The following is a 22,798-nucleotide window of genomic DNA, read 5'->3' as shown; positions in this document are numbered from 1 at the left end:
CGCCCTTTCGATAGCGGCGCTCGGGCGGCGTGCTTCAGCCACGGCGCCGGTTTCATTTACGTCGCGGTGCGCTTCATGACGGTCAGGTGACGCCCGTGGAATGGCCGCGTCGCGCCTCGCATCGCCCCATGCCATATCCGGCAGGCCTCCATGCGCCGGCCGACGTACAAAGCTCCTGCACCCTCACCTCGCCACGCTATGCTGCGCGCTTGTCTACCGGCCGTCCTGATGAAGCTCGCCATCCTTTCCCGCAACACCAAGCTTTACTCCACGCGCCGGTTGGTCGATGCGGCCCGCAAGCGTGGCCACACCGTGCGTGTCCTGGACCCGTTGCGGTGCTATATGCGCATCGCGGCGGACGGTTTCACCATGCATTACAAGGGGCGCCCGCTGACGGGCGTGGAGGCGGTCATTCCCCGCATCGGCGCGTCGGTGACCCGCTATGGAACGGCCGTGCTGCGCCAGTTCGAGCTGATGGGGGCGGTGACCCCCAACCCGTCCGACGCCATCCTGCGCTCGCGCGACAAGCTGCGCGCCCACCAGCTGCTGGCGGCAAAGGGCATCGACATGCCGGTCACCGTGTTCGGCGACAACCCGGATGACACCGTGGACCTGCTGTCCATGCTCGGCCCGGCACCGCACGTGGTGAAGCTCAACGAGGGCACGCAGGGGCGCGGGGTGATCCTGACCGAAAAGCCCAGTGCCTCGCGCGGCATCGTGGAGGCGTTGCGCGGGTTGTACGCCAACTTCCTGATGCAGGAGTTCATCGGCGAGGCCGAAGGCGCCGATCTCCGCTGCCTGGTGGTGGGCGATCAGGTGGTTGCGTCCATGCGCCGGCAGGCGGCCGAGGGCGATTTCCGCTCCAACCTGCACGCCGGTGGCACGGCCGTGGCGGCCAAGGCCACGCGCGCCGAGCAACAGGTGGCGGTCCGCTCGGCCAAGGCGCTGGGCCTGTCGGTGGCCGGGGTGGACCTGATCCGCTCCGTACGGGGACCCCTGGTACTGGAGGTCAATTCAACCCCGGGGCTTGAGGGCATTGAGGCGGCGTGCGAGGTCGACATTGCCTCGCGCGTCATCGCACACGTTGAGAAGCTCGTAGCCCGTTGATTTAAGGACGAATTATCAAATCGTAGTGGGTAGGGGCGGGCTTTTAACGACGCTTTAATCGGCTACCCGGTAACGTCACTGGACCGCAGCTCTGCCCTGGCAGGGATCGGTCATCGGGATTCATGCTTCAGGCCTGGACGGAAACGTCCGGGCCTTTTTTTTGTCGCCACGGCCGGCAGGCGCTTGTTCCGTCAACGAAGCACTCGTACAGTTGGGATTCATTCACGGAGGATGTCCCGATGCAGAAGCACCTGATCGCGTTCTTGGCTGTCTCGTTGGCGTTGGCGGGCACGGCCCATGCCAAGATCGATTCGTCACCCGCCAAGGACGGCGTGGTCCAGCTGGATGTGAAGGAGACTGTCGCCGAGCAGCTCACCCGCGTTGAACGCGCGCTGGCCACCGAGGAGTACAGCGAGGTGGGCCTGGAGGACAAGAGCAAGGTGCAGGCCGCACTGAGCCGCATCCGCACCAAGGTGGGTGAGCACTCCACCATCGAGCAGGTCAATCCGCAGTTCCGCACCGAGATCTACAACGACCAGGAACTGATCAACACCATCCTGACCCGCGCTCATGCCGACAGCCGTGTCGTATGCCGTCGTGAACGCACCACGGGCAGCAACCGTCCCATGCAGGTATGCATGACCGTGGCCCAGCGCCGCGAGCTGATGGAGAACTCCCGCGACGTCCTGCGCAACTACAATCGCGTGGCTCCGAAGACCGACACGCTCTGATCTTGACGCGCCCTACGCGCCCGTTCCAGTGAAATGTTAATGCTCGGGCCTGTATGGTGACTGCCAGCCGGCGATGGGCAGGCGCGGCGACCCCTTGGCGGGTTGCCGCGGCCTGGCCGGGCGCCCCTTCAAGAAACAGAGGTCACAGTGCGAATTCTCGTCATCGAAGACAACAGCGATATTGCGGCCAACCTGGGTGATTACCTGGAAGACCGTGGGCACACGGTGGATTTCGCCGCCGACGGCGTCACCGGCCTGCACCTGGCCGTGGTGCATGAGTTCGATGCGATCGTGCTGGATCTGAACCTGCCGGGCATGGACGGCATCGAAGTCTGCCGCAAGCTGCGCAACGACGCCCGCAAGCAGACGCCGGTGCTGATGCTGACCGCGCGCGACTCGCTGGACAACAAGCTGGCCGGATTCGATTCCGGGGCTGATGATTACCTCATCAAGCCGTTCGCGCTGCAGGAAGTGGAGGTGCGTCTGAACGCGCTGTCCCGCCGCGGCAAGGGCGTACAGACCCGGGTGCTGGAAACCGGTGACCTGGAATACAACCTGGACACGCTGGAAGTGCGTCGCCAGGGCAAACTGCTGCAGCTCAATCCCACCGCGCTGAAGATCCTGCAGGCACTGATGGAAGCCGCTCCGGCGGTGGTCACCCGCCAGGAGCTGGAAACCCGCGTGTGGGGCGAAGAACTGCCGGATTCGGATTCGCTGCGTGTGCACATCCATGGCCTGCGTGCGGTGGTGGACAAGCCGTTCGAGGTGCCGCTGATCCAGACGCGCCATGGCATCGGTTACCGGATCGCCGTCCCGGAAGCCTGATCCGGTGGCCGAGAGGGCAGGTCGCCGACGCGGACCCTACCGTCGCCGGCTGCGCAGCCGCATCATCGTCTCGTTCCTGTTGTTCGGGTTCTGCCTGACGACGCTGTTCGCGTTCGCCACGAACTGGGCGCGCACGCGCGTGGAGAACCAGCTGGTCGAGGATGTCCTCAACCGCAACATCGACGAGTACGCGCACCGCTATTACCAGGATCCCGATGGCAGGCCCCAGCTGCCCGTGCAGCAGATGTGGGGCCAGGTGGTGGGGCCGGACAAGTTCGAGGCGCTGCGCGAGAAAGAGCCCGACTGGTATGAGTTCAAGGACGGCATCCACGGCATGAGCGGCGTGGATGAAACCGGCAAGCCGTTCTCCTACAAGCTGGCCGTGCGCAAGACCGCTGACGCCTGGTTCTTCCTCGCCTACGACATGACCGAGAGCATCCGCGGCGAGCAGCAGCTCAAGCGTGCGCTGTTCCTGTCCGTGCTGGTCTTCAGCCTGCTGTCTTTGCTGCTGGGGTGGTGGTCGGCCTCGAAGGTGATGAAGCCGGTATCCGACCTCGCACGCCGCCTGCGCGCCTACCGCGGCGGCACCAGCGAACCGGAGCCGCTGGCCCCGCGCTTTCCCGACGACGAGGTGGGCCAGCTCGCGCAGGCGCTCGATGACTACGCCGCACGTCTGACCGAAGTGGTCCAGCGTGACCGTGAGTTCAATGCCGACGTCAGCCATGAACTGCGCACGCCCCTGGCGGTGATCCGCGGTGCCACCGAACTGCTGCTGGCGCGGCCGGACATCGACGGGAAAGTGCTGCAACGCCTGCAGCGCATCCAGCGTGCGGAACTGCAGTGCAGCGACCTGATCGGCGCGCTGCTGCTGCTGTCGCGCAACGAGCGCGGGCAGGGCACCAGCAACGTGGCCCGGGTGGCCGAGCAGCTGATCGAATCACACCGCGCGCAGCTGGGTGGCAAGCCGCTGGCGCTGGTGCTGGAGGGCGGCCGCGACCTGGTGATCGAGGCGCCGGAGGCAGCCCTGTCGGTGGCACTGGGCAATCTGATCGGCAATGCGGTCAAGTATTCGCAGGACGGCGAGGTGCGCGTGCACGTGGGCACCGACCGCGTCACCGTGACCGACAGCGGCCCGGGCCTGAGCGAAGAAGATGCGGCCAAGCTGTTCCAGCGCGGATATCGCGGCACGCATGCGGGGCATTCGCAGGGGGGCGGCATCGGTTTGTCGATCGTCAGCCGGCTGTGCGATCTGTATGGCTGGCAGGTCAATGTCCGGCCCGGATCCGGGCGCGGGGTGATCGCAACGCTGACGTTCGCACCAAAGGTGCTCTGACAACGCGGCAGCTTGCGAGATGCGCGCATCCTGCAAGCGCCTGGCCAGCACGCAGGTGAAATTCGGGGTTTCGCAGCCTTGATGCCCAGTCACCTGCCATGCCTCTGAGTCCGACTCGTACCTGCAGCTTCACCGGCGTCATCAACCCCTTGCCCTTCCTGTCCTCGCTTGTGCCCAGTCCGCGGGTGATCGACAACATAAGGCTGGGTAATGCGAGCCTGCCGCATGCGGGCTGCCTGCCGTCAATGGCCCAGGGCGTCGGCAGTGAACTGGCGGACTGGGCGGCGGCCATCGGCAGGGCGCAGGTGGTGCGGATCGCCGGCCAGCGGGTGCCCGGCGCGGCCCATCTTCATACCGCGTATCAGATCTACCGCACGTTGACCGAAGCGCAGCGTGGCAACCTGCTCGCCTCGCTGCGCCATGTCCCGCTGACCGCACTGCTGCCGGCAGCGTGCCTGGCAGTGCTGCGCCAGTCGCTGCAAAGCCTGTTGCCCAGCGCGGTGCAGAATGCGCCGGACCACGAACCGCTGGTACTGGCGCTCGCCATCGGAGCCTGGCTGTACGATCTGACAGGCACGGACGAGCGGGCCTCGTCGGCCCCGCAGGTACAGCGCGTGGTGGACATTGTGCGGGGCCTTCGCGCCGGATTGAACGCGCTGCGCGGCATGCGCAACATCCTCGCCCTGCCGGCGCCCGCCACCGATGTGCCCACCCTGGGATGGAGCGGCATGCCACGTCCAGGCCCGGCCCGGCCGCCATTGCCTGTCAACGCCACCGGGGTTGGCGAGCTGGCCCTTGTCGATGCGCGTGCTCACGTCCGCGGACTCTTGCCCGGTTTTGGTCTGGCGCCTGCAGACGCGTACGGCAGCGCCTGGCCGATGCCCGGTGCCGACGCAGCCCGGCGGGGCCGGCCCAAGGCGCGGCCCCGGCCGCCCAAACCCGCGCCTGCCGCGAGAGCAGGCGCGGCGGGCGCATCGGGCCGACGGGCATCGGCGACGCTCAGGCTCACGCCCGCCCGCAACGCCGTGCGTCGCCCAGGAGATGACTGGCTGCCGCCGCCGCGCGTTGGATCAGTGGGCGCGGCGCGGAATCCCGCGGCGATGTCTGCCAATGCCGGCACCAGCAGCAAGCAGGCCATGCCGTCGCTTTCTTCCGACACGGCAGGCGAGAAGGCCCGCGCCAGAGAAGCGGCACGTGATCAGCACACGGGCGCGCGCACGCATGTGACGGCGCAGGCGGGCGGCACGACCGCGCCGACGGCGATCACCAGCGCCGAAGACTACGGTGCGGCACCGGAGGATACGGTGGCCACGCTGTCGCGGCAGTTTCTGCCCCCCTGCATCCGTGCCGCCCACGCCCCGGCAGTGGCGGCGCAATTGAGGAAGACGCGCCACTGGACCACGCCGCTGCGTTTCTGCATTGCCCATGATGCCGTGGAACGGTTCAAGGACCTGCTGCCGTTCACCGACGCCTGCGCCGGCGAGGCCAGAACCTGGTCCACGACCGAACTGCTGCGTGAGGAGATCCCGCTGGCAATGCGCGGACTGCACGTGCAGCGTTTCGGCGGACTGGGCGCCCTGGCGGCGGGCACGGCGGTGGACTCCGAGCCGCTGGGGACCGATGCCATGTTCTCGGCGGTGAGCATTTCACTGTGGCGCCCGTCGAACCCGGCGGACACGCCTCCCGCCCAGCTGCCGTGGCTGCAGCGCAATACCTTCCGGATCATGCAGCACACCGGACTGGGCGGCACGCGGCAACACCTGATCGCCTACTTCGTCAACCAGCAGCACGGCGACACCGGGGGCGTGCGGGCCGGTTTCCTGCGGGTGCATGACGACATGGCCGGCCAGGTCAGCGTGGAAGACACCGTGCATCGGCTGACGGTGTCGGCCGAAACGCTGGAGGGGTTGGTCGACGGCCTGCAGGAGGTGACGGGCATGCGCTACCTGCCACCCGATGACAGCCTTGCCGCCCCCGCTGACCTCCCAGAGGGCGCCGTGTTGGCCGAGCCCCTATCCAACCTGCTGGTCAACGCCGAGGAAACCCTGTCGTGGCAGGCCCCTCATGATCACCTCGACTGCAGTACGCGGGCGGAGGTTTTCGCCCCGGTGAGTGTGCAGGTCGAGGGTGAACCGCAACCCTTCAGGCTTTATTTCAACAGCTTCATCAGGTGTGGCGATCATCTGGTGTATGCGGACAGGAACGGCAACAGTGGCGCATTGCGGTTCGGGCCGGAAATGGGGCGGCACGGTCGGCGGATCCTGGAGGGCCGGACGCCGGAGGACACCGAATTCGCGATCGCTCAAGCCATACGCCTGGGCGCGGTGTACAACCCCACGGATGTGATCGACCGGCTGAAACAGATGGGCATGCTCCAGTTGCCCGCTCCCAGCCAGCCCACTGCGTCGTCGCCTGCCCGGTTCCGCTTCGCGGATTCCACACTGACCTATACCGACGCCGATGGGCAGCGCGGTGAAGTCCGCTTCCTGCCGGTGACCACCGCAGAGGGCGTACGCTATCAGCTCGATCCGCGGGAGAGGGGGGCCAACATCCTTGTTCGGCCGACATTCCAGCAGGACGAACGTTACTCCGAGGCGGAGATCGCCTGGATGCTGCTCAACGAGGGATTCACTACGGAAGGCGAAAGCCAGCGATTGTGATCAGCAGGCGGCGCGCCGCAGGTAGCCCGTGTGCAGCTGCGTTACCGCCCGTTGCAGCGCGTCCAGCGGACCGTCGTTGACCACCACGTCATCGGCCAGCGCCAGGCGCTGTTCGCGGCTGGCCTGGGCCGCCACCACTACCCGGCTATGCCATACTCGAATACAGTTGCGTGTGATGGTTTAGGGGGGATCAGTCCGCAGGTATTGGCGGTCAGTGCGTATGCGTCACGGTGTTTAGGCGACTGCGTATTCCGCCATGAGATGGTTCACGTACGTGATCTGCTAGCAATGGGTTCTAATCCGTGCAAAGCCAGATCTCGAGGGACTGTCGTAGGTTTTGATACCCTTAGTCAGAATGATGCGTCTGAATTGCGTGCTTATGACGCAGAGCTGGCCTGCTTGTCTGAGCGGCGTAAACTGTTCTGCGCCGGCGATAGTTGTTTGGGCGCCATTGAGCATCGGACTAGTGTCCTCAAAAACTCGCGGAGGAGGTATGAGTCGGGGCCGTAGGTTGACTGCCCTTCGGGCATTGCTCATGACGCTTATTTTATCTGCCACTTTGATGCCTAACCTCGCTTGGGCTGGCGGGTGTGCCCCATCTATAAGCGCTTACCTTGTTAAACGGCAAGGCGATGAATTGGATTTCGAATTAAGGAATTCGAGTCATTCGGATATTATATTGCCGCGGCATATGTTGCCGTGGAGCTGGACAAGAGCTGTCGTGATAACGGCTGTCGGACTTCAGACGGGGAATTCACTGCCCCAGTCCGTAGTCATGAGTGACCCCGTTCCAGAGGATGTGATTGTGCGTCCGGGGCAGACGCTCCGCGGGAAGGTGAATATAAATCACCACGTGCAAAACTTTGGCTTAAGAGTGCGTGAGCAGGATCTTGTGGTTTTCTGGTATTACAAAGCGATTGATCGCGAAAATCGTTGTGTGGGAGAATCAGGTGGCTATTTCGGTGTATCAAAAGATGGTTAATGGAATGCGTTGCTCCTTTTTTCATGGGTCGCTGAGTGGCGGGTACGAGTCAATCGCAACGCCTGGATCAATAACGAGCGTGAACTGTTTTATTACGTTTTTGTCAACGTTGATGAGTGCGTTTCTGAGGGAGTAATGATTGGGCTTGGTAGTTCTTTTGCGCGAAGAAAGAGAGTTGGAGATTTGGCTTTTATCGCAGGCGAATGTGGCGCGCGACCCCATTGTTTAAAATAAAAAGTAGTCCAAAAAATTCTGGAGCTTCTGAGAAGAATCGATGGTGAAGGGCAGTCGCGCGGTGAAGTCGGCCTTCGGAACTGCGTGATTCATGGGGCGTCAGCGTAAAGTGCTTCCGGTCAGAAGAGAGTAGATTTTTTAATCTTCACCCAGCGTATCTAACGTGCAGCCGTTCGACCGCCCGTTGCAGCGCGTCCAGCGGACCGTCGTTGACCACCACGTCATCGGCCAGCGCCAGGCGCTGCTCGCGGCTGGCCTGGGCCGCCACCATCGTTTCTGCCAGCGCTCGGTCTATGCCATCGCGGGCCATCAGCCGGCGCAGCTGGACGGCCACCGGCGCATCCACCACGAGTATGCGATCCAGCCACGGATAGGCGGTGCGCCCACCGGCCTCGGCCAACAGCGGAATGTCGGCGATCGCATACGGCCCATCGGCCTGTTCGCACTGCTCACGCAGCAGAGTGCGGATGGCGGGGTGGGTGATGGCCTCTAGCGCCTTGCGTTCGGCGGTGTCGGCGAATATGTGGGCGCGCAGGCGCGCGCGATCCAGTTCGCCCGAGGCGAGCAGCATGTGCGGACCGAACCGCTCGGCGATCTGCGCCAGGGCCGGGCTGCCCAACGCGACCACCGCGCGAGAGGCCAGATCCGCATCCGCAACGGTGACCCCGAGCGCCTTGAAGCGGGAGGCCACCGCGCTTTTGCCGGAGGCGATGCCGCCGGTCAGGCCGACCACGAACCGGCTCATCGCAGGTTCGCGTAATCCAGGTAGGCGTCGATCAGCGGCTCGCCCCACATGAAGACCAGCCAGCCGGCCAGCGCCAGGTACGGCCCGAAAGGAATGGGCGTGGCGCGGTCACGGCCGCGGCTGTACAGCCAGATCGAGCCGATCACCGCCCCCACCACGGACGACAGCAGGATGATCGGCAGCACGCCTTTCAGGCCGCACCAGGCGCCCAGCGCGGCCAACAGCTTGAAATCGCCATGGCCCATGCCTTCCTTGCCGGTGAGCTGCTTGAACAGCCACCACACCGACCACAGCACCAGGTACCCCACCAGTGCGCCCAGCAGGGCAGGCTTGGCGGGCATGTAGAGGTTGTCCACGCTGGCGATCAGGCCCAGCCACATCAAGGGCAGGGTGAGCTGATCCGGCAGCAGCTGGGTCCGCATGTCGATGCCGGACAGCGCCACCAGGAAACAGCTCAGCACGATCGCGCCGAAGCCCTGCCAGCCGAACCCGAACTGCCACACGCTGGCCAGCACCAGCACCGCCGTGAGCAGTTCCACCAGCGGGTACTGGATGGAAATCGGGGCCTTGCAGTGGCGGCACTTGCCACCCTGGATGACCCAGCTTACCAGCGGGATGTTCTCGTACCAGGACAGCTTGTGCTTGCAGTGCGGGCAGTGCGACGGCTCCACCACGATCCCCGGCGGGGGCGGCTCGTAGATGTCCTCTTCCTGCAGCACTTCGTGCGCATCGCGCTTCCACTCCCATTCCAGCCGCTTGGGCAGGCGCAGGATGACGACATTCAGGAAGCTGCCGAGCAGCAGTCCGAGACCGGCCGCGGCGGGGTAGCCGAGGGCCGGGTGTTGATCGAGAAAAGCCATGGGTCAGCCAACCACCGCGCCGAGTTTGAAGATGGGCAAGTACATGCCGATCACCATACCGCCAACGACCACGCCAATGAAGACCATGATCATCGGCTCCAGCAGGCTGCTGAGCGCATCGACGTCGTTGTTCACTTCCTGCTCGTAGTACTCGGCCACCTTGAACAGCATGGTATCCAGCGCGCCGGCCTCTTCGCCGATGCCGGTCATCTGCACCACCATGTGCGGGAACAGGTTGACCTGCTTCATGGACACATTGACCGGATAGCCGACCGACACGTCCTCGCGCATGCGCAGCACGGATTCTTCGTAGACCTTGTTGCCGGTCGCGCCGGCCACGATGCCGAGGGCTTCCACCAGCGGCACACCGGCCTTGAAGGTCACGGCGGTGGTGCGGGCGAAGCGCGCGATCGCACTGTTGTGCATGATCTTGCCGATCACCGGCACCTTCAGGATGAAGCGGTCCATGCCGTGCTGCATGGCCGGTGAGCGTTTGTAGGCCATGATGAAGCCGGTCACCGCACCGCCGATCACCAGCAGCATCAACCACCACCAGCTGACGACGAATCTGGAGAGATTGACGATCATCTGGGTAAAGGCCGGGAGCTCGGCACCAAAGCCCTTGAACACGTCCTCGAACTGCGGCACCACGAAAATCAGCATGATCGAGCTGACCAGCAACGCGACAACCACGACCATGATCGGATAGAACAGGGCCTTCTTGATCTTGCCCTTCAGCGCTTCGATGTTTTCCTTGTAGCCGGCGATGGTCTCCAGCACCGTTTCCAGCACACCGGCGCCTTCGCCGGCGCGCACCAGATTGCGGTAGAGCTCATCGAACTGCACCGGGTGCTTGCTGATGGCTTCATACAGCGATGAACCGCCTTCGATGTCGGTCCGGATGCTGTCGACCAGCTTGGTCATGCGCGGATTCTTGTGGCCGCTGGCGATGATCTCCAGCGACGATACGATCGGCACGCCGCTCTTCATCATGATCGCCATCTGGCGACTGAAGAACGCGATGTCCTTGGCCTTGATGGTCTTGCCGGCCGCGCCGAACAACGGCTTCGACTTCGGCTTGACCACCTTGGGCGTGATGCCCTGGCGGCGCAGCTCGGCCTTGAGCAGGTTGGCATTCTTGGCCAGCTGCTCCCCTTTCATCTTCACGCCCCGCTTGTCGGTCCCCTCCCAGACAAACGGCGCCAGCTCCATTGTGTTGCGCACCACCGGCTCTTTCTTGATCGCACTGCGACTAGCGGACATTTCTGGCTCCCCGGCCTGCCATCCCCAGCCTGCCATCCCCAGCAGGCACGAGATGCTGATGCTAGCGGATTCCCGGCCCGTGTGGCAGTGCGCCGCGTCGACTGACCGGACCGACAGTGACGCTTACGGCCAAAGGTGACGCACTGCGTCACATTGTCGGGTTCGTCGCAGAATCGGCGGCGGGGGGTTCCCAATCCCGAAATTGCTGCCATCATTGCGCCGGGGGAATAGGTCTGCAGGTGCCGGGGAAGTTGGCACGCAACCTGCTGCACTCCCATTGCAAGGCACTGCGTCCCGCTCAACCGGTGGCTGCCACCGGCTGGTCGTAGTGCCTGTTACCAACCACTCACTTGGGGATGTATCAAAATGAAGAACCAGAAGGGCTTCACCCTTATCGAACTGATGATCGTTGTCGCGATCATCGCCATCCTGGCCGCCATCGCACTGCCGGCTTACCAGAACTACGTCGCCAAGTCGCAGGCCACCGCCGGCCTGGCCGAAATCACCCCGGGGAAGACCCAGGCTGAGGTTCTGTTGAATGAAGGCAAGGACTACGCCGATGTCACCGAGATCGGTCTTGCTGAATCCACCGATCGTTGCGCCATCTCCGGCACCGGTACTTCCGCCACTGGCGAAGCCACCATTGCCTGCGAGCTGAAGGGCAACTCGAAGGTTGCGGGTAACACCCTGACCCTCACCCGCGCTGACACCGGCGTGTGGACCTGCTCGGCCACCGGTCTGGACGCTGAGTTCATCCCGACCGGCTGCGCGGCGCCGACCACCCCGTAATCCAGCTGCAAGGTTTGCGACGAAGGCCCCGCATTGCGGGGCCTTTTTCTTGGCACGGAAACTGCTCTGACGATGACGGGGAGTCATCTGTACTACAGGGGGAAGTGTGAAAAGAACTCAGGGGTTTACGCTGATCGAGCTGATGATCGTGGTGGCCATCATCGCCATCCTGTCGGCGATTGCGCTGCCGCTCTATCAGACTTACATCTCGAAGGCGCAATTGGGTGCGGCACTGGCCGACATCCGTCCGGGCAAGACCACCATGGAGCAGGTGGCGCAGAACAGCAGTGACGCATCCGCAGTCGATGCCGACTACCTCGGCCTGACGCTGACCGAGCGCTGCCCGGCCATCGATGCCGAACTGGCCAGTACCGGAGTGGGCACGATCACCTGCACCGTCAACGGTAACAGCCAGGTCAACGCCAAGGCGCTGGTACTGCGGCGCTCGTCGGAAGGCACCTGGACCTGCGACGCCAGCGCGTTCGACGAGGACATCCGGCCGTTCGGCTGTGTCGGTATCTGACGCGTGACGGCGGGCCTGCGACGTCTGCGGCACTCCGCAGCTTTCCTCATAGACGAAAAGTGGGTCCAGCGAGCACTCTGACCCGGCTGACAGCAGCATCGTCAGCCGGGATTGGCATCCCGACTCAGATATAGACCTAGCCTCTGTTGTGCGCCTTCGGGCACCGGCGGAGAATGCACTGCCTTGCCGGTTCATTGGCGGGCGGTGCGCGGGGATCCCTGATCCGCCGGGTTTTTAGGTCTTATCTGACCGGTATGCCAACCCGCACCGTCCGCCACCTGCGCTTCGGCGCAGGTGGCCTCTACGTTGCGAGGTCTGCATGCCCAGCTCGTCGTCTCCACCCCTGTACGTGTTGCCAAAAGTGCCGAAGGCCCATAGTGCCTCTCCGCCGCGCGCCCAGCTCATCAGCGCTGCCCGGGAAGAAGCCCTGTTCATGGGGCTCCCGAAGCGATGCGCACCCCAGGTCAGCCGCAAGCTGCGCGGCCTCGCCGTGCTGCTTGAGCGCGTACACAGCACCCGGCTGAGCCACGAGTGCGGCGCCCAGGTACCCTTCCGCGATGCCAACCTGATCGAGGCGCTGCTCGTGACCGGACACGATCTTTCGCAGTCCGTGGTCATGCTCCTGAAGTCCGATGCGCCAGGCAGACGCAGCGCAATCCACTGTCATTCGAGCAGGGCACGCCATGACCACGCCTGATGAACGCATGCGCCACCTCGTCCAGACCGGCGCGTTTCTCATCGAACTCGCGGTACACCGTGGGTGCCCTGTCGAAGTGCGGATGCATGCGGCGCGGTTGGCGTGCCATTACCCGACCGATTGGGACCTGCGCCTGATCGGCCGCGAGAGCACCCAGTTGTGCAGCGAGATCGATCCGGAGTGGCTGACCGCGTATCCCCGTGGCGCACTCACCGCCGCCGCTGCCGAGAGCTTTGCGCTGCTCATCCAGGCACGCGGCACGTAGCTGACCGATCGGGCATCGTTCTGGGCGGCGGGTCATGCGGGACGGGCGCCCCGTCGCGGTTCAGATGGGACGCGCGCCAAGGACGCGGATCAAGCTTGCTGCATCGCACCCGCCATCTGCTGCAGTTGCTGATCATTCTGCTGCGCCAGTGCTCGGCCCATCTCGCGCTCCTGGGCCTGCTGGCTCGCCGTTTCGTACTCGACTGCGTCAGGAGCAATTGTCCATGACGCTGCCAGTCAATGTGCACATACAGGGCCCTGAACGAAGCTGCGAGGGCGTGCTGACGGGTGGCAGCGCTCTCTGCGACGCTCTTCTGCTGCGACTGCACGTCCAGGCGTGCCCCGCGCTAGGGTGTGGCGCTCTCGATAGGGCCCAGTCCCGGTCGGTCGAAGTGGATCTGCCGCTGCGTTGACCTTGCGGCGCCGTCGGCAGGGTGCGCGTCCAGCCGCGTTCGGGATGGGTGGGATCGCCTGCCATGTGTGGCCATCGCTTCCGCGCTGGGCATACACGCGCCACTGGTCGATCCTGTCGGCGAGCTCGTCGCCTGCCAGGACTGTTCGCCCCGACTAGGGCGGCCGGATTGTCAAGCTTTTTACGCCAGTTGTAAGCGGCGGGATCTCATCCTCGCAGTTCGATGCCTTGCTGGGCGGTAAGTAGCGTGGTCACAAAACGCAGTCCGCCGCCAGGTCCAGCGTCACGTTGTAACTGGTGTTGACTGCGAAAACACCCCCGTCCTTGTAAGCGGTCAATGCCTGCTGCAGGTCATCCAGCACGTTCTGCCGGTGCGGCTCAAGGGGCGAGGGGAGGCCCTCTGAGCCATTGATGTATACCAACAGCCAGTGCGACCAACCAGGAGCGCCTGCCGCCCCTTGTCCTCCACGAAGATCAAGGCGCAGCGTAAGCAGCGACCCCTTCCAGTAAAAAGTCCAGAGACTCTCATGTTTGGTATCTTCGTTGCGACCCATCGCAACATTTCGAAGGTAAATGTCACGACTACGATCGATAGTCCAGTCTCGGGATTCGTTGCCGCCAATCACCTTTGCGTCTATATCCCTGAGGCAGTACTTTTCGGCGTCCTCGGGAGAGGTGTATTCATTGACGAAGGGCATCATGAGGTCCTTGCTGGCGATAGGGATGTGGAAAAGATGCTGCGCGAGCATCCGATGCTGCGGGCGGCCCAGAGGCTTGTCATCAGTTCGCAGCTCATGGTCATGACGAACGGATCACTCCTGACCACCACGATACGTTGCATGACGGTGGCTGGCGTAATCACAGGATGCAATCTTCAGCCAGTTCCAGCACCACGGTGTAATCAGTACAACGTGCAAGGACGCCACTGTCCTTGTACGTAGTGAGGGCGTCCTTGAGGTCGTCAAGAATGCGCTGCTGATTGGGCTTCATGGCAACCGGCAGACCTTTGGATCCGTTGAGATACACCAGTTGCCACCGCGACCAACCCATGCTGCCAGCTTTCCCACCTGCATCAAGAAGATCGAGCCGCAGGAGTAGAGGTGTTCCTTTCCAGTAGAACGACCACAGGCTTTCGTGCCGGTCCTCTTCCTCGCGTCCGCGGGAGACGATGCGCAGGTAAATGTCGCGCTCGCGGTCGATAGTCCATTGTTGTGAGATGCCGCCGGCCCGCAGTTGGGCATCAATCTCTGCCAGTGCGTATTTTTCAGCATCCTCGGGAGAGATGTATTCGTTGACGAAGGGCATCATGAGGTCCTTGCTGGCGATAGGGGCGTGGAAATGATGCTACCCGAGCATCTGGTGCTGCGGCGGCCCAAGGGCCAGGTGGTCGCTTGGTTGACCCAGACTGTGGACTGTGCGGGAGCTTGCATCAGCACGTTGCCGTCATCATCTGCGAAAGCAATGCTTGGGGATCGCTGGGCATCACGGGATGAGGTGCGGCGAGCGCCGTGAGCGCCTGACAGGATGCCGGAAGAGACAGCGACTCGGACTCCATAGGTTTGGCCATAAAGGCGGTCAGCGATCCATCGCCTGGTGGGTAACACCGCCGGGCGATCAAGGCCCGCGCTGCCCACTTGAACTGCCGCCGCGCTGATGTGCGCTCGTTGTGAGCTGACTGTTCCAGCCGCAGCGGCTTGGAGGCGTGCATAGCGGCAACCATTGATTTCAAGACATGCAGCCATTGCAACATCTTGAGGTAATTGTCACGACTGCGATCCATAATCCAGTCTAAAGATTCGTTGCCGACCACGAAGTGCGCTCTAGACGCTTCAGGTGAGGTTTTTTTACAGTCGTCGTACGGGTGTCCAGCTCGCATTCGTAGGGTCGAAGTTTCTAGAGGGCCCTGCAGAAAGTGTTACAGCACTAGATCCCTGCCGGTGTCGAACGTCAGGTCGAATTCGTCGCTTTTCGAGAGCACGCCGTTATCCTTGTAGGCCTGCAGTGCTTCCTCAAGATCGGCCAAGATCTGTTGTTGCTGATTTTTAAATTCTGCAGGAAGACCGCGAGTGCCGTTGAGTTGCATGAGTCTCCAGTGTGTAGAGGCGGCGCCTCCCGGTATTCCTGACGCAGCCACGATATCCAGCCGAAGAGCTAGTTCTGCTCCCTTCCAGTAGAGCGTCCAGAGACTTTCGTGCTTGGTATCTACATCCCGACCCATTGAAACATTGCGCAGGTAGATGCCGCGCTCGCGATCAATGGTCCAGTCCCGGGATTTGTTTCCGCCGATCAGCTTTGCATCTATATCCTTCAGGCGATATTTTTCAGCATCCTCGGGAGAGATGTATTCGTTGACGAAGGGCATCACGGGCTCCGTGCAGGCATCTTGGCGTGGGAAGGATGCTACCCGAGTGGCGATCCGTGGAGGCGGATTCCCGACCTTCCCAATGCGTCCGACGGTTTCCATGGTCTCGCCGAGGCGTTGCGGTCCTTGTAGGCAGCGGGCCTGAGCCGGCATCAGAATCTGGCGGGAGCACCGGGCTACCAAGGCAAAAGGTCACACGCCCGCGCATTGCAGTGCCAATCACGACCGCAGACCCCGATCAAAACATGACCTCCGGTCCGGGCCGGCTCTCCAACGCCCCTGTATCGTTCCAGCCAGGGCCGACCACGGCCCTCCGTTTTCGTATTGAAGAGTCGGCCCCCGATGGCCCCACGGTTCGTCGCCTCAACCTGCGCCGCCAATGCACTCAACAATGTTCTGCTGTTGCAGGTTGCCGTTGGCTTAAGAGCACCCCAATGCCTTGGTCCGCCGTCAGGGTGCCATTCACAACGCACACCCGTTGTCCACGTCCCAAAAAACGGAATAATCTTTATTGACCGAGAAGTTGTCGCCATCTTTATAAGCGCGCAAAGCTTGCTCAAGGTCTATAAGTACGTCGGATCGATACGATTTCAGGGCCGGTGGCAGGCCTCGGCTACCATTCGAGGACTTAAGGATGCTCTGAACAATCAGCACTGAGTCCTTAATTTAGAGGTTCGGCCCGACCAACGACCGGCAGGCGCGCCAGATGTGCGGTTTTTCGCCGTTTTGGTGGTGCTGGCAGGCACCTGCGGACGGATTGATCCCTATGCCGGCAGCAGCTGCCGGCGCACCATCCACAGATTGGACAGTGCAAACAGTGTCAGCACCTGTGCCGTGTTCTTGGCCAAGCCGCGGTAGCGCGCCTTGGGGTAACCGAACTGACGTTTGATCGCCCGGAACGGGTGCTCGACCTTGGCACGCATGCTGGCCTTCCAGCTCTCCCAGCGTTCCACCTGTTTGCGTTCCCGCGCGTCGCCAATGGCCCTGACCTACGAGCGCCTGCCGGCGATGAAGAAGCCGATCCTTCCGCTGTAAAGGATCGTAATTTTCCCTGAGCTGTTCGCGTCTACTTGGCGTACGAGGGCTCCGAGCTGCTCGCGCGTCTCGAAGCTGCCGGGATCGCTCAGAAGCGCTTCGGCGGCTTGGGTATGTGTCAGTGAATCGCTCACAACACGCAATTCTCATCAATATCCAACGTCACTTCGAAGTCAATACTCTTCGATAGGACGCCATTGTCTTTGTATGCACGCAACGCCTCTGTCAGGTCATCAAGTATCTGATGCCTGTAGGGTTTTAACAAAGATGGTAGTCCGTTCGTGCCGTTCAACCTGACCAGCCTCCAATGCGTCCACGCTGCGCCGCCGGGTCTGCCGGTCGCATTCACAATGTCTAGCCGGACGGTCAGGTTGGTTCCCTTCCAGTGGAAATCCCAGAGGCGCTCGTGTCTGGTGTCCACATCGCGACCCTTCGACATATGGCGTAGATAAATGGCGCGATCGTGGTCAATCGTCCAATCCCTGGCGCCGGTCCCGGTAGCGAGCTCCGCGTTCCTATTCTCAAGATCAAATTTTCTAGCATCATCGGGCAAGATGTACTCGTTGACGAAGGGCATCGTGACTTCCTCGCAGGCATTCTGAGCTCGTGGGAGATGCTAGCCCAACCTTCGCGGCGGGACGCATCGCTTTGCGTCACGGGTTCCACCGGGGCGCTGACAAGCCGGCCTCGGCGTTGCAGTCGGACGCTCCATCGCTCATTCCAGCGAATCAGCGTGCTCACTGGACATTAAGCGCCACGCACGATGCGACCGATGCTCTGCATGATGCCAGAAGCGTCACGCCCCCCCCCGCCTCCTTGATACAGCCGCGCCCCCATTATTCCGGGTCATCCAAGATCCAAGATCCAAGACCATGACGTCCGATCCACGACCCGTCGCCGGGCCCCCTGTATCGTCGTGGACGGGTCTTCAGCGGCCCTTCGCTTTCGCATGCAGGAGTCCGCCCCCGATGCCGCCCACCGTCCGTCGCCTCGATCTCTGGCTGATCTGCACGTTCGTGCTTTCAGGCTTCGCCGGGCTGGTCTACCAGTCCATCTGGACGCAGTACCTCGGCCTGTTCCTCGGGCATTCCGCCTACGCGCAGTCACTGGTCCTGATCCTGTTCATGGGCGGCATGGCGATCGGAGCCTGGTGGGCCAGCCGCCGCAGCACGGCGCTGCGCGGTCCGCTGCTGGCCTACGCCGTCGTGGAGCTGGTGATCGGGCTGCTCGGACTGGTGTTCGATGGCGCTTTCCGGGGAACCACCGGGCTGGCCTATGAGCATCTGCTGCCCAGCCTGCAGGGGCAGGGTGCGACGGTGCTGCGCTGGGTGCTGGCCACGGTGCTGGTGCTGCCGCAGTGCATCCTGCTCGGCGCGACCTTTCCCCTCATGAGCGCGGGCTACATGCGGACGCAGCCGCACGCGCAGGGGCGGGTGCTGGCGGGGCTGTACTTCTCCAACAGCATCGGTGCGGCAATCGGCGCGCTGGCGTCCACGTACCTGCTGCTGCCGGCGCTGGGCCTGCCGGGCACGGTGAAGGTGGCCGGTGGCTTGAACCTGCTGGTGGCGGCTGTGGTCTTTCTGCTGGTGCGGACGCCTGCAGGTGTGCCGGCACCGGCGCCCGCACAGACGCCGCCGGATCACCCACGGCACGCATCACGCCCGGTCAGGGCGGTGTTGTGCATCGCGCTGCTCACGGGAGCGACCTCGTTTGTCTACGAAATCACCTGGGTGCGCATGCTGTCACTGGCCTTGGGCACCACGCTGCATTCCTTCGAGCTGATGCTGGCCGCCTTCATTGCCGGGATCGCCTTCGGCGGCCTGTGGCTGCGACACCGTGCGGACCGCATGGCCGATCCCTTGCGTGTGGCAGGCTGGGTGCAGGTGCTGATGGGCCTGGCCGCGCTGGCCTCGATGTTCGTCTACGCGCAGGCCTTCGAGTGGGTCGGCTGGCTGATGAAGGTGATCGTGCGCAGTGCCGATGGCTATGGTCTGTACACCGTCGCCAGCGCGGTGATTTCAGTGGCGGTGATGTTCCCCGCTGCGTTCTTCGCCGGCATGACGCTGCCGCTGCTCACGCTTGCGCTGCTGCGCCAGGGGCAGGGCGAGCGTGCGATCGGTCAGGTGTACGCGTTCAATACCGTCGGTGCGATCGTGGGCGTGTTGGCGGCCGTACATGTGCTGATGCCCCTGCTGGGCCTGAAGTACGCCCTGCTCGTGGCGGCCGTGGTGGATATCGGATTGGGTCTATGGCTGCTGTGGCCGGCGCGGTCATCCGCGCCCGGGCCCATGCCCGGCCATGCGCCGCCCAGCCGGCTGGGTGCGCAGGTCGCGGCCGGGCTGGGTGTGGCCGGCGTGCTGGCGTCGCTGCTGCTGGTCCGGTTCGATCCCCTGGTGCTGAGTTCTTCGGTGTACCGGCATGGCGGCGCGCGGCTGCAGGACAGCGCGCAGATGCTGTTCTTCCGCGATGGTCAGACGGCAACCGTTTCGGTGTTCGAGAGCGACCGCGGCAGTGGCCCGGTGCGCTCCATCGCAACCAACGGCAAGGTGGATGCGGGCATGACCGTGAGCCTCGCGCAGACCCCCAGTGGTGATGAATCCACGATGGTGCTGCTGGGCGCGCTGCCGCTGGCGCTGGGCAACGGATTCGAGCGCGTGGGAGTGATCGGCTTCGGGTCCGGGCTGACCACGCACACGCTGCTGGGCGATGCGCGGGTAGGGCGCGTGGATACGGTGGAGATCGAGCCGGCGATGGTGGAGGGCGCGCGGTTGTTCGGTGATCGGGTGGCACGGGCCTTTGATGACCCGCGCTCGCAGATCGTCATCGACGATGCCAAGGCACACTTCGCCGGCAGCGGTCAGCGCTACGACCTGATCGTTTCGGAGCCATCCAATCCGTGGGTCGGCGGCACCGCCTCGTTGTTCAGCGATGAGTTCTATGCCTTCGTGCCGCGCCAGCTCAACGAGGGCGGTGTGTTCGTGCAGTGGCTGCAACTGTATGAAATCACGCCCGAACTGGTGGCCTCGGTGCTGGACGGCCTGCTGGCACACTTCAGCGATGCGCGTGCCTACCTGGCCAACGGGGTGGACCTGATCATCGTGGCGACCCCGGACGGGCGGCTGCCCGAGCTCAACGGGGGTATCTTCCAGCAGCCGTCGCTGCGTGACGAACTGGCGCGGATCGGCGTGCGCGGGGTGGACGATCTGCGCGACACCTTCGCGATGGGCGATGCGGCGCTCCGTGCCTACGGCCCGCTGTACCCCTCGCCGCGGCACTCGGACTACCACCCCGTGCTGACGCTGGAGGCGCCCGTGGCGCGGTTCCGGCAGGCATTCGTGGATGATGTTGAATCAATCACCACGGCGCCGTGGCCGCTGTCGCGCGCCTGGGGTGGCAGCGAGCCGCGCGCGGCCGCCGAGCTGCCCGCTGCGGACGCCGTGCAGCTGTCGCTGCAGGTGCTGCAGTACCGCACGGCGGCACGTGAACTGGCGGGCCGGTTGCAGCAGGGCGATGCGTTGCCCGGCGGTGGGGATCTGGCGCTGGCCGATGCGCTGCGCACGCTCGCCGCGCGCTGCGAACTGGAGGCCACCCCGGTGGAGACGGTGGGCCTGGTGTTCTCGCTCGCCGGTTCGACCATTCCGTTCCTGGCGCCGGAGGAGCGGCGCGCGCTGTGGGTGGCGCCGGCGTGGCAGGGTTGTGCGCTGTCACCGGGCACGGTGAGCGATGCGCTGGCGCTGGTGGCGGCAGCGGCCACCGATGATCATGCGCAGGTGCTGGCCGCCGGGCAGCGGCTGCTGGCCGGGGCGGACGCGGCGGCGCTGCTGGCGGACCCGCGCGCAGGCTACTACCTGTTCGGCGCGCTGCAGCACGCCGCGTGGGCGAGCGGGGATACCCGCCAGGCGCGCGCGCTGGCGGACCGGCACTGGGAAGCGCTGGATTCGATCAGCCGCGGCAGTACGCGGCTGCGCCTGGTGACTTTCATGGCCGCATTGGGCCGGCCCCCGCCGTGACGCGGGGCCGGGGCCGACCGGGTGCCCTGATGCGCGGACCAGGCTGCAGCAGGGGGTCCGCCGGACGCCGCGCTCCGCTACTATGGGCACGTGCAGCCAGGGGAGTGGCCGCCGCCAATACGCAGGTCTGCCGAGCCGTGAAGGATGCATGGCGGCAGCCGCTACAGAGAGAGTGCGCATGAACGCTGTCAGCACGGCCAACCTCGTCGGCATCACCGGTATCGCGCGCCGCCTGGTCCAGGATGGCGCGCTGGACGAGACCGCCGCCCGTGATGCGATGGCCAAGGCCGCGGCGGCGCGTCTGCCGTTGCCGCAGTGGTTCGCACAGAACAAGGTGGTCAGTGCGGCGCAGCTCGCTGCGGCCAATGCGCTGGAGTTCGGCATGCCGCTGTTCGATGTGAGCGTGTTCGATGCCAGCCAGAACGCCATCGGGCTGGTCAGCGAGGAACTGCTGCGCAAGCACCACGTGCTGCCGCTGTTCAAGCGCGGCGGCAAGCTGTTCATCGGCACCAGCAACCCGACCCATGCGCTGGACGAGATCAAGTTCCACACCAATCTGGTGGTGGAGCCGATCCTGGTGGACGAGGACCAGATCCGCCGCACGCTGGAGCAGTGGCAGCAGCACCACGACACACTGAACGACGCGCTCGGCGGCGACGACGAGGGCATGACCAACCTGGACGTGGCGGCCGGTGATGAAGACGGTGGCGCGGGCGGGGATACCGGCATCGACGCCAAGGGCGATGACACACCGGTGGTGAAGTTCGTCAACAAGGTGCTGGTGGATGCCATCCGCAAGGGCGCTTCGGACATCCATTTCGAGCCCTACGAGGACGACTACCGCGTGCGCCTGCGCATCGACGGCCTGCTGAAGATGGTCGCGCGGGCGCCGGTCAAGCTCAACCAGCGCGTGGCCGCACGCCTGAAGGTGATGGCCCAGCTGGACATCGCCGAAAAGCGCGTGCCGCAGGATGGGCGCATCAAGCTCAACCTGAGCAAGACCAAGCAGATCGACTTCCGCGTCAGCACCCTGCCCACGCTGTTTGGCGAGAAGGTGGTGCTGCGTATCCTCGATGGCAGTGCGGCCAAGCTGGGCATCGACAAGCTCGGCTACGAGGCGGACCAGCAGAAGCTGTTCCTGGAGGCGATCCACAAGCCGTACGGCATGGTGCTGGTGACCGGTCCGACGGGCTCGGGCAAGACGGTTTCGCTGTATACCGCGCTGGGCATCCTCAACGATGAAACCCGCAACATCTCCACGGCCGAGGATCCGGTGGAAATCCGCCTGCCCGGCGTGAACCAGGTGCAGCAGAACAACAAACGCGGCATGACCTTCGCTGCGGCGCTGCGCTCGTTCCTGCGCCAGGATCCGGACATCATCATGGTCGGCGAGATCCGTGACCTGGAAACGGCGGAAATCGCGATCAAGGCCGCGCAGACCGGCCACATGGTGCTGTCCACGCTGCATACCAACGACGCCCCGCAGACCATCGCGCGCCTGATGAACATGGGCATCGCGCCGTACAACATCACCAGTTCGGTGACGCTGGTGATCGCCCAGCGGCTGGCGCGCCGGCTGTGCAGCAACTGCAAGCGGCGCACCGACCTGCCCGCGCACGCACTGCTGGCCGAAGGCTTCACGCAGGCCCAGCTGGATGCGGGGATCGAGCTGTACGAGGCGGTGGGCTGCGATGACTGCACCGAGGGCTACAAGGGCCGTACCGGCATCTACCAGGTGATGCCGATGACCGATGAGATCTCGACCATCATCCTGGCCGGGGGCAACGCGCTGCAGATCGCCGAGGCCGCCCAGGCGATCGGCGTGAACGACCTGCGCCAGTCCGCCCTGGTGAAGGCCAGCAAGGGCGTGACCAGCCTCGCCGAAATCAACCGCGTCACCAAGGACTGAACAACTGGGGCGGAGGGGGATCAGGCCGGCAACGGCCTGACGGCGGCGCGTCCGGCC

At 64.1% G+C, this 22,798-nt stretch carries 21 protein-coding genes and 2 pseudogenes; 12 read left to right on the top strand and 11 right to left on the bottom strand.

Features of this window, described 5'->3' with window-relative positions; translation table 11 throughout:
* Positions 1-228 precede the first annotated feature (228 nt).
* The 5 genes from rimK to FHY09_RS06190 all read left to right on the top strand — a co-directional run bounded on the left by rimK (position 229) and on the right by FHY09_RS06190 (position 6,656).
* Positions 229-1,107: a 30S ribosomal protein S6--L-glutamate ligase gene (rimK, locus tag FHY09_RS06210; protein ID WP_166925226.1), complete on the top strand. Its 879-nt coding sequence runs from the start codon at positions 229-231 to the stop codon at positions 1,105-1,107.
* Between the two features lie 239 nt (positions 1,108-1,346).
* Positions 1,347-1,838 (top strand): hypothetical protein, encoded by a 492-nt coding sequence (locus tag FHY09_RS06205; RefSeq protein ID WP_166925224.1) that lies wholly within the window; start codon positions 1,347-1,349, stop codon positions 1,836-1,838.
* A 147-nt stretch (positions 1,839-1,985) separates the two neighbouring features.
* Positions 1,986-2,663 carry a response regulator transcription factor gene (locus FHY09_RS06200; protein ID WP_166925223.1) on the top strand — a complete coding sequence of 226 codons (678 nt, stop codon included), beginning with the start codon at positions 1,986-1,988 and terminating at the stop codon, positions 2,661-2,663.
* Positions 2,626-3,996 (top strand): sensor histidine kinase, encoded by a 1,371-nt coding sequence (locus tag FHY09_RS06195; protein WP_166925221.1) that lies wholly within the window; start codon positions 2,626-2,628, stop codon positions 3,994-3,996. Before FHY09_RS06200 ends, FHY09_RS06195 begins: the two co-directional genes overlap by 38 nt.
* Positions 3,997-4,457: 461 nt before the next feature.
* On the top strand, positions 4,458-6,656 hold the full coding sequence (locus tag FHY09_RS06190) for a hypothetical protein (protein WP_166925219.1): 2,199 nt from the start codon (positions 4,458-4,460) through the stop codon (positions 6,654-6,656).
* Here FHY09_RS06190 and FHY09_RS06185 read toward each other — a convergent pair.
* Positions 6,657-6,794 (bottom strand): annotated as a pseudogene (locus tag FHY09_RS06185) (dephospho-CoA kinase); the annotation flags it as partial. It abuts the gene before it with no gap.
* Positions 6,795-7,431: 637 nt separating this feature from the next.
* Here FHY09_RS06185 and FHY09_RS06180 point away from each other — a divergent pair.
* The gene (locus FHY09_RS06180) at positions 7,432-7,638 is read left to right on the top strand and encodes a hypothetical protein (RefSeq protein ID WP_166925217.1); all 207 of its coding nucleotides are present in this window, start codon (positions 7,432-7,434) and stop codon (positions 7,636-7,638) included.
* A 379-nt stretch (positions 7,639-8,017) separates the two neighbouring features.
* Here the strand turns inward: FHY09_RS06180 and coaE are convergent, their stop codons facing one another.
* Genes coaE through FHY09_RS06165 form a run of 3 tightly spaced genes read right to left on the bottom strand, consistent with a single transcriptional unit; the run spans position 8,018 to position 10,740 of the window.
* Positions 8,018-8,617 (bottom strand): dephospho-CoA kinase, encoded by a 600-nt coding sequence (coaE, locus tag FHY09_RS06175; RefSeq protein WP_166925215.1) that lies wholly within the window; start codon positions 8,615-8,617, stop codon positions 8,018-8,020.
* Positions 8,614-9,477, bottom strand: coding sequence for a prepilin peptidase (locus tag FHY09_RS06170; protein ID WP_166925213.1), 864 nt, complete (start codon positions 9,475-9,477; stop codon positions 8,614-8,616). Before FHY09_RS06170 ends, coaE begins: the two co-directional genes overlap by 4 nt.
* Before the next feature lie 3 nt (positions 9,478-9,480).
* Positions 9,481-10,740, bottom strand: a complete 1,260-nt coding sequence (locus FHY09_RS06165; RefSeq protein WP_166925211.1) for a type II secretion system F family protein — start codon at positions 10,738-10,740, stop codon at positions 9,481-9,483.
* Positions 10,741-11,106: 366 nt separating this feature from the next.
* On the opposite strand from FHY09_RS06165, the gene FHY09_RS06160 reads away from it, so the two are divergent.
* The 4 genes from FHY09_RS06160 to FHY09_RS06145 all read left to right on the top strand — a co-directional run bounded on the left by FHY09_RS06160 (position 11,107) and on the right by FHY09_RS06145 (position 13,014).
* The gene (locus FHY09_RS06160; protein ID WP_166925209.1) at positions 11,107-11,529 is read left to right on the top strand and encodes a pilin; all 423 of its coding nucleotides are present in this window, start codon (positions 11,107-11,109) and stop codon (positions 11,527-11,529) included.
* Positions 11,530-11,635: 106 nt separating this feature from the next.
* A complete protein-coding gene (locus FHY09_RS06155; protein ID WP_166925207.1) occupies positions 11,636-12,052 on the top strand; it encodes a pilin in 417 nt (138 codons plus the stop codon).
* A gap of 319 nt (positions 12,053-12,371) precedes the next feature.
* On the top strand, positions 12,372-12,749 hold the full coding sequence (locus FHY09_RS06150) for a hypothetical protein (protein ID WP_166925205.1): 378 nt from the start codon (positions 12,372-12,374) through the stop codon (positions 12,747-12,749).
* A complete protein-coding gene (locus tag FHY09_RS06145) occupies positions 12,736-13,014 on the top strand; it encodes a BPSL0761 family protein (RefSeq protein ID WP_166925203.1) in 279 nt (92 codons plus the stop codon). Before FHY09_RS06150 ends, FHY09_RS06145 begins: the two co-directional genes overlap by 14 nt.
* Before the next feature lie 662 nt (positions 13,015-13,676).
* Here the strand turns inward: FHY09_RS06145 and FHY09_RS06140 are convergent.
* The 7 genes and pseudogenes from FHY09_RS06140 to FHY09_RS06115 form a co-directional block, all read right to left on the bottom strand.
* Positions 13,677-14,174, bottom strand: coding sequence for a hypothetical protein (locus FHY09_RS06140; RefSeq protein ID WP_166925201.1), 498 nt, complete (start codon positions 14,172-14,174; stop codon positions 13,677-13,679).
* Between the two features lie 109 nt (positions 14,175-14,283).
* Positions 14,284-14,730, bottom strand: a complete 447-nt coding sequence (locus FHY09_RS06135) for a hypothetical protein (protein WP_166925199.1) — start codon at positions 14,728-14,730, stop codon at positions 14,284-14,286.
* Positions 14,731-14,854: 124 nt separating this feature from the next.
* Positions 14,855-15,235 carry a hypothetical protein gene (locus tag FHY09_RS06130; protein ID WP_166925197.1) on the bottom strand — a complete coding sequence of 127 codons (381 nt, stop codon included), beginning with the start codon at positions 15,233-15,235 and terminating at the stop codon, positions 14,855-14,857.
* A gap of 105 nt (positions 15,236-15,340) precedes the next feature.
* On the bottom strand, positions 15,341-15,787 hold the full coding sequence (locus FHY09_RS06125) for a hypothetical protein (RefSeq protein ID WP_166925195.1): 447 nt from the start codon (positions 15,785-15,787) through the stop codon (positions 15,341-15,343).
* A 764-nt stretch (positions 15,788-16,551) separates the two neighbouring features.
* Positions 16,552-16,764, bottom strand: a pseudogene (locus FHY09_RS06120) (transposase); the annotation flags it as partial.
* A 12-nt stretch (positions 16,765-16,776) separates the two neighbouring features.
* A complete protein-coding gene (locus tag FHY09_RS16355) occupies positions 16,777-16,956 on the bottom strand; it encodes a hypothetical protein (RefSeq protein WP_208407653.1) in 180 nt (59 codons plus the stop codon).
* Entirely contained in the window at positions 16,953-17,399 is a 447-nt protein-coding gene (locus FHY09_RS06115; protein WP_166925193.1) for a hypothetical protein, read from the bottom strand. The genes FHY09_RS16355 and FHY09_RS06115 overlap by 4 nt, the downstream gene beginning before the upstream one ends.
* Positions 17,400-17,790: 391 nt before the next feature.
* Here FHY09_RS06115 and FHY09_RS06110 point away from each other — a divergent pair, with 391 nt between their 5' ends.
* Positions 17,791-20,832, top strand: a complete 3,042-nt coding sequence (locus tag FHY09_RS06110; protein WP_166925191.1) for a fused MFS/spermidine synthase — start codon at positions 17,791-17,793, stop codon at positions 20,830-20,832.
* Between the two features lie 178 nt (positions 20,833-21,010).
* On the top strand, positions 21,011-22,741 hold the full coding sequence (gene pilB / locus FHY09_RS06105) for a type IV-A pilus assembly ATPase PilB (RefSeq protein WP_166925189.1): 1,731 nt from the start codon (positions 21,011-21,013) through the stop codon (positions 22,739-22,741).
* The last annotated feature ends 57 nt before the right edge of the window (positions 22,742-22,798 follow it).

It is taken from the genome of Xanthomonas sp. 60 (genome assembly GCF_011761925.1).
This window is presented reverse-complemented; position numbering and strand designations above follow the sequence as displayed.

Bases quoted from the DNA above. Each gene is read 5' to 3' on its own strand.
- rimK (WP_166925226.1), top strand. From the start codon at position 229: ATGAAGCTCGCCATCCTTTCCCGCAACACCAAGCTTTACTCCACGCGC.
- FHY09_RS06205 (WP_166925224.1), top strand. From the start codon at position 1,347: ATGCAGAAGCACCTGATCGCGTTCTTGGCTGTCTCGTTGGCGTTGGCG.
- FHY09_RS06195 (WP_166925221.1), top strand. From the start codon at position 2,626: ATGGCATCGGTTACCGGATCGCCGTCCCGGAAGCCTGATCCGGTGGCC.
- FHY09_RS06180 (WP_166925217.1), top strand. From the start codon at position 7,432: ATGAGTGACCCCGTTCCAGAGGATGTGATTGTGCGTCCGGGGCAGACG.
- coaE (WP_166925215.1), bottom strand. From the start codon at position 8,617: ATGAGCCGGTTCGTGGTCGGCCTGACCGGCGGCATCGCCTCCGGCAAA.
- FHY09_RS06170 (WP_166925213.1), bottom strand. From the start codon at position 9,477: ATGGCTTTTCTCGATCAACACCCGGCCCTCGGCTACCCCGCCGCGGCC.
- FHY09_RS06165 (WP_166925211.1), bottom strand. From the start codon at position 10,740: ATGTCCGCTAGTCGCAGTGCGATCAAGAAAGAGCCGGTGGTGCGCAAC.
- FHY09_RS06160 (WP_166925209.1), top strand. From the start codon at position 11,107: ATGAAGAACCAGAAGGGCTTCACCCTTATCGAACTGATGATCGTTGTC.
- FHY09_RS06150 (WP_166925205.1), top strand. From the start codon at position 12,372: ATGCCCAGCTCGTCGTCTCCACCCCTGTACGTGTTGCCAAAAGTGCCG.
- FHY09_RS06145 (WP_166925203.1), top strand. From the start codon at position 12,736: ATGACCACGCCTGATGAACGCATGCGCCACCTCGTCCAGACCGGCGCG.
- FHY09_RS06140 (WP_166925201.1), bottom strand. From the start codon at position 14,174: ATGCTCGCGCAGCATCTTTTCCACATCCCTATCGCCAGCAAGGACCTC.
- FHY09_RS06135 (WP_166925199.1), bottom strand. From the start codon at position 14,730: ATGCCCTTCGTCAACGAATACATCTCTCCCGAGGATGCTGAAAAATAC.
- FHY09_RS06125 (WP_166925195.1), bottom strand. From the start codon at position 15,787: ATGCCCTTCGTCAACGAATACATCTCTCCCGAGGATGCTGAAAAATAT.
- FHY09_RS06115 (WP_166925193.1), bottom strand. From the start codon at position 17,399: ATGCCCTTCGTCAACGAGTACATCTTGCCCGATGATGCTAGAAAATTT.
- FHY09_RS06110 (WP_166925191.1), top strand. From the start codon at position 17,791: ATGCCGCCCACCGTCCGTCGCCTCGATCTCTGGCTGATCTGCACGTTC.
- pilB (WP_166925189.1), top strand. From the start codon at position 21,011: ATGAACGCTGTCAGCACGGCCAACCTCGTCGGCATCACCGGTATCGCG.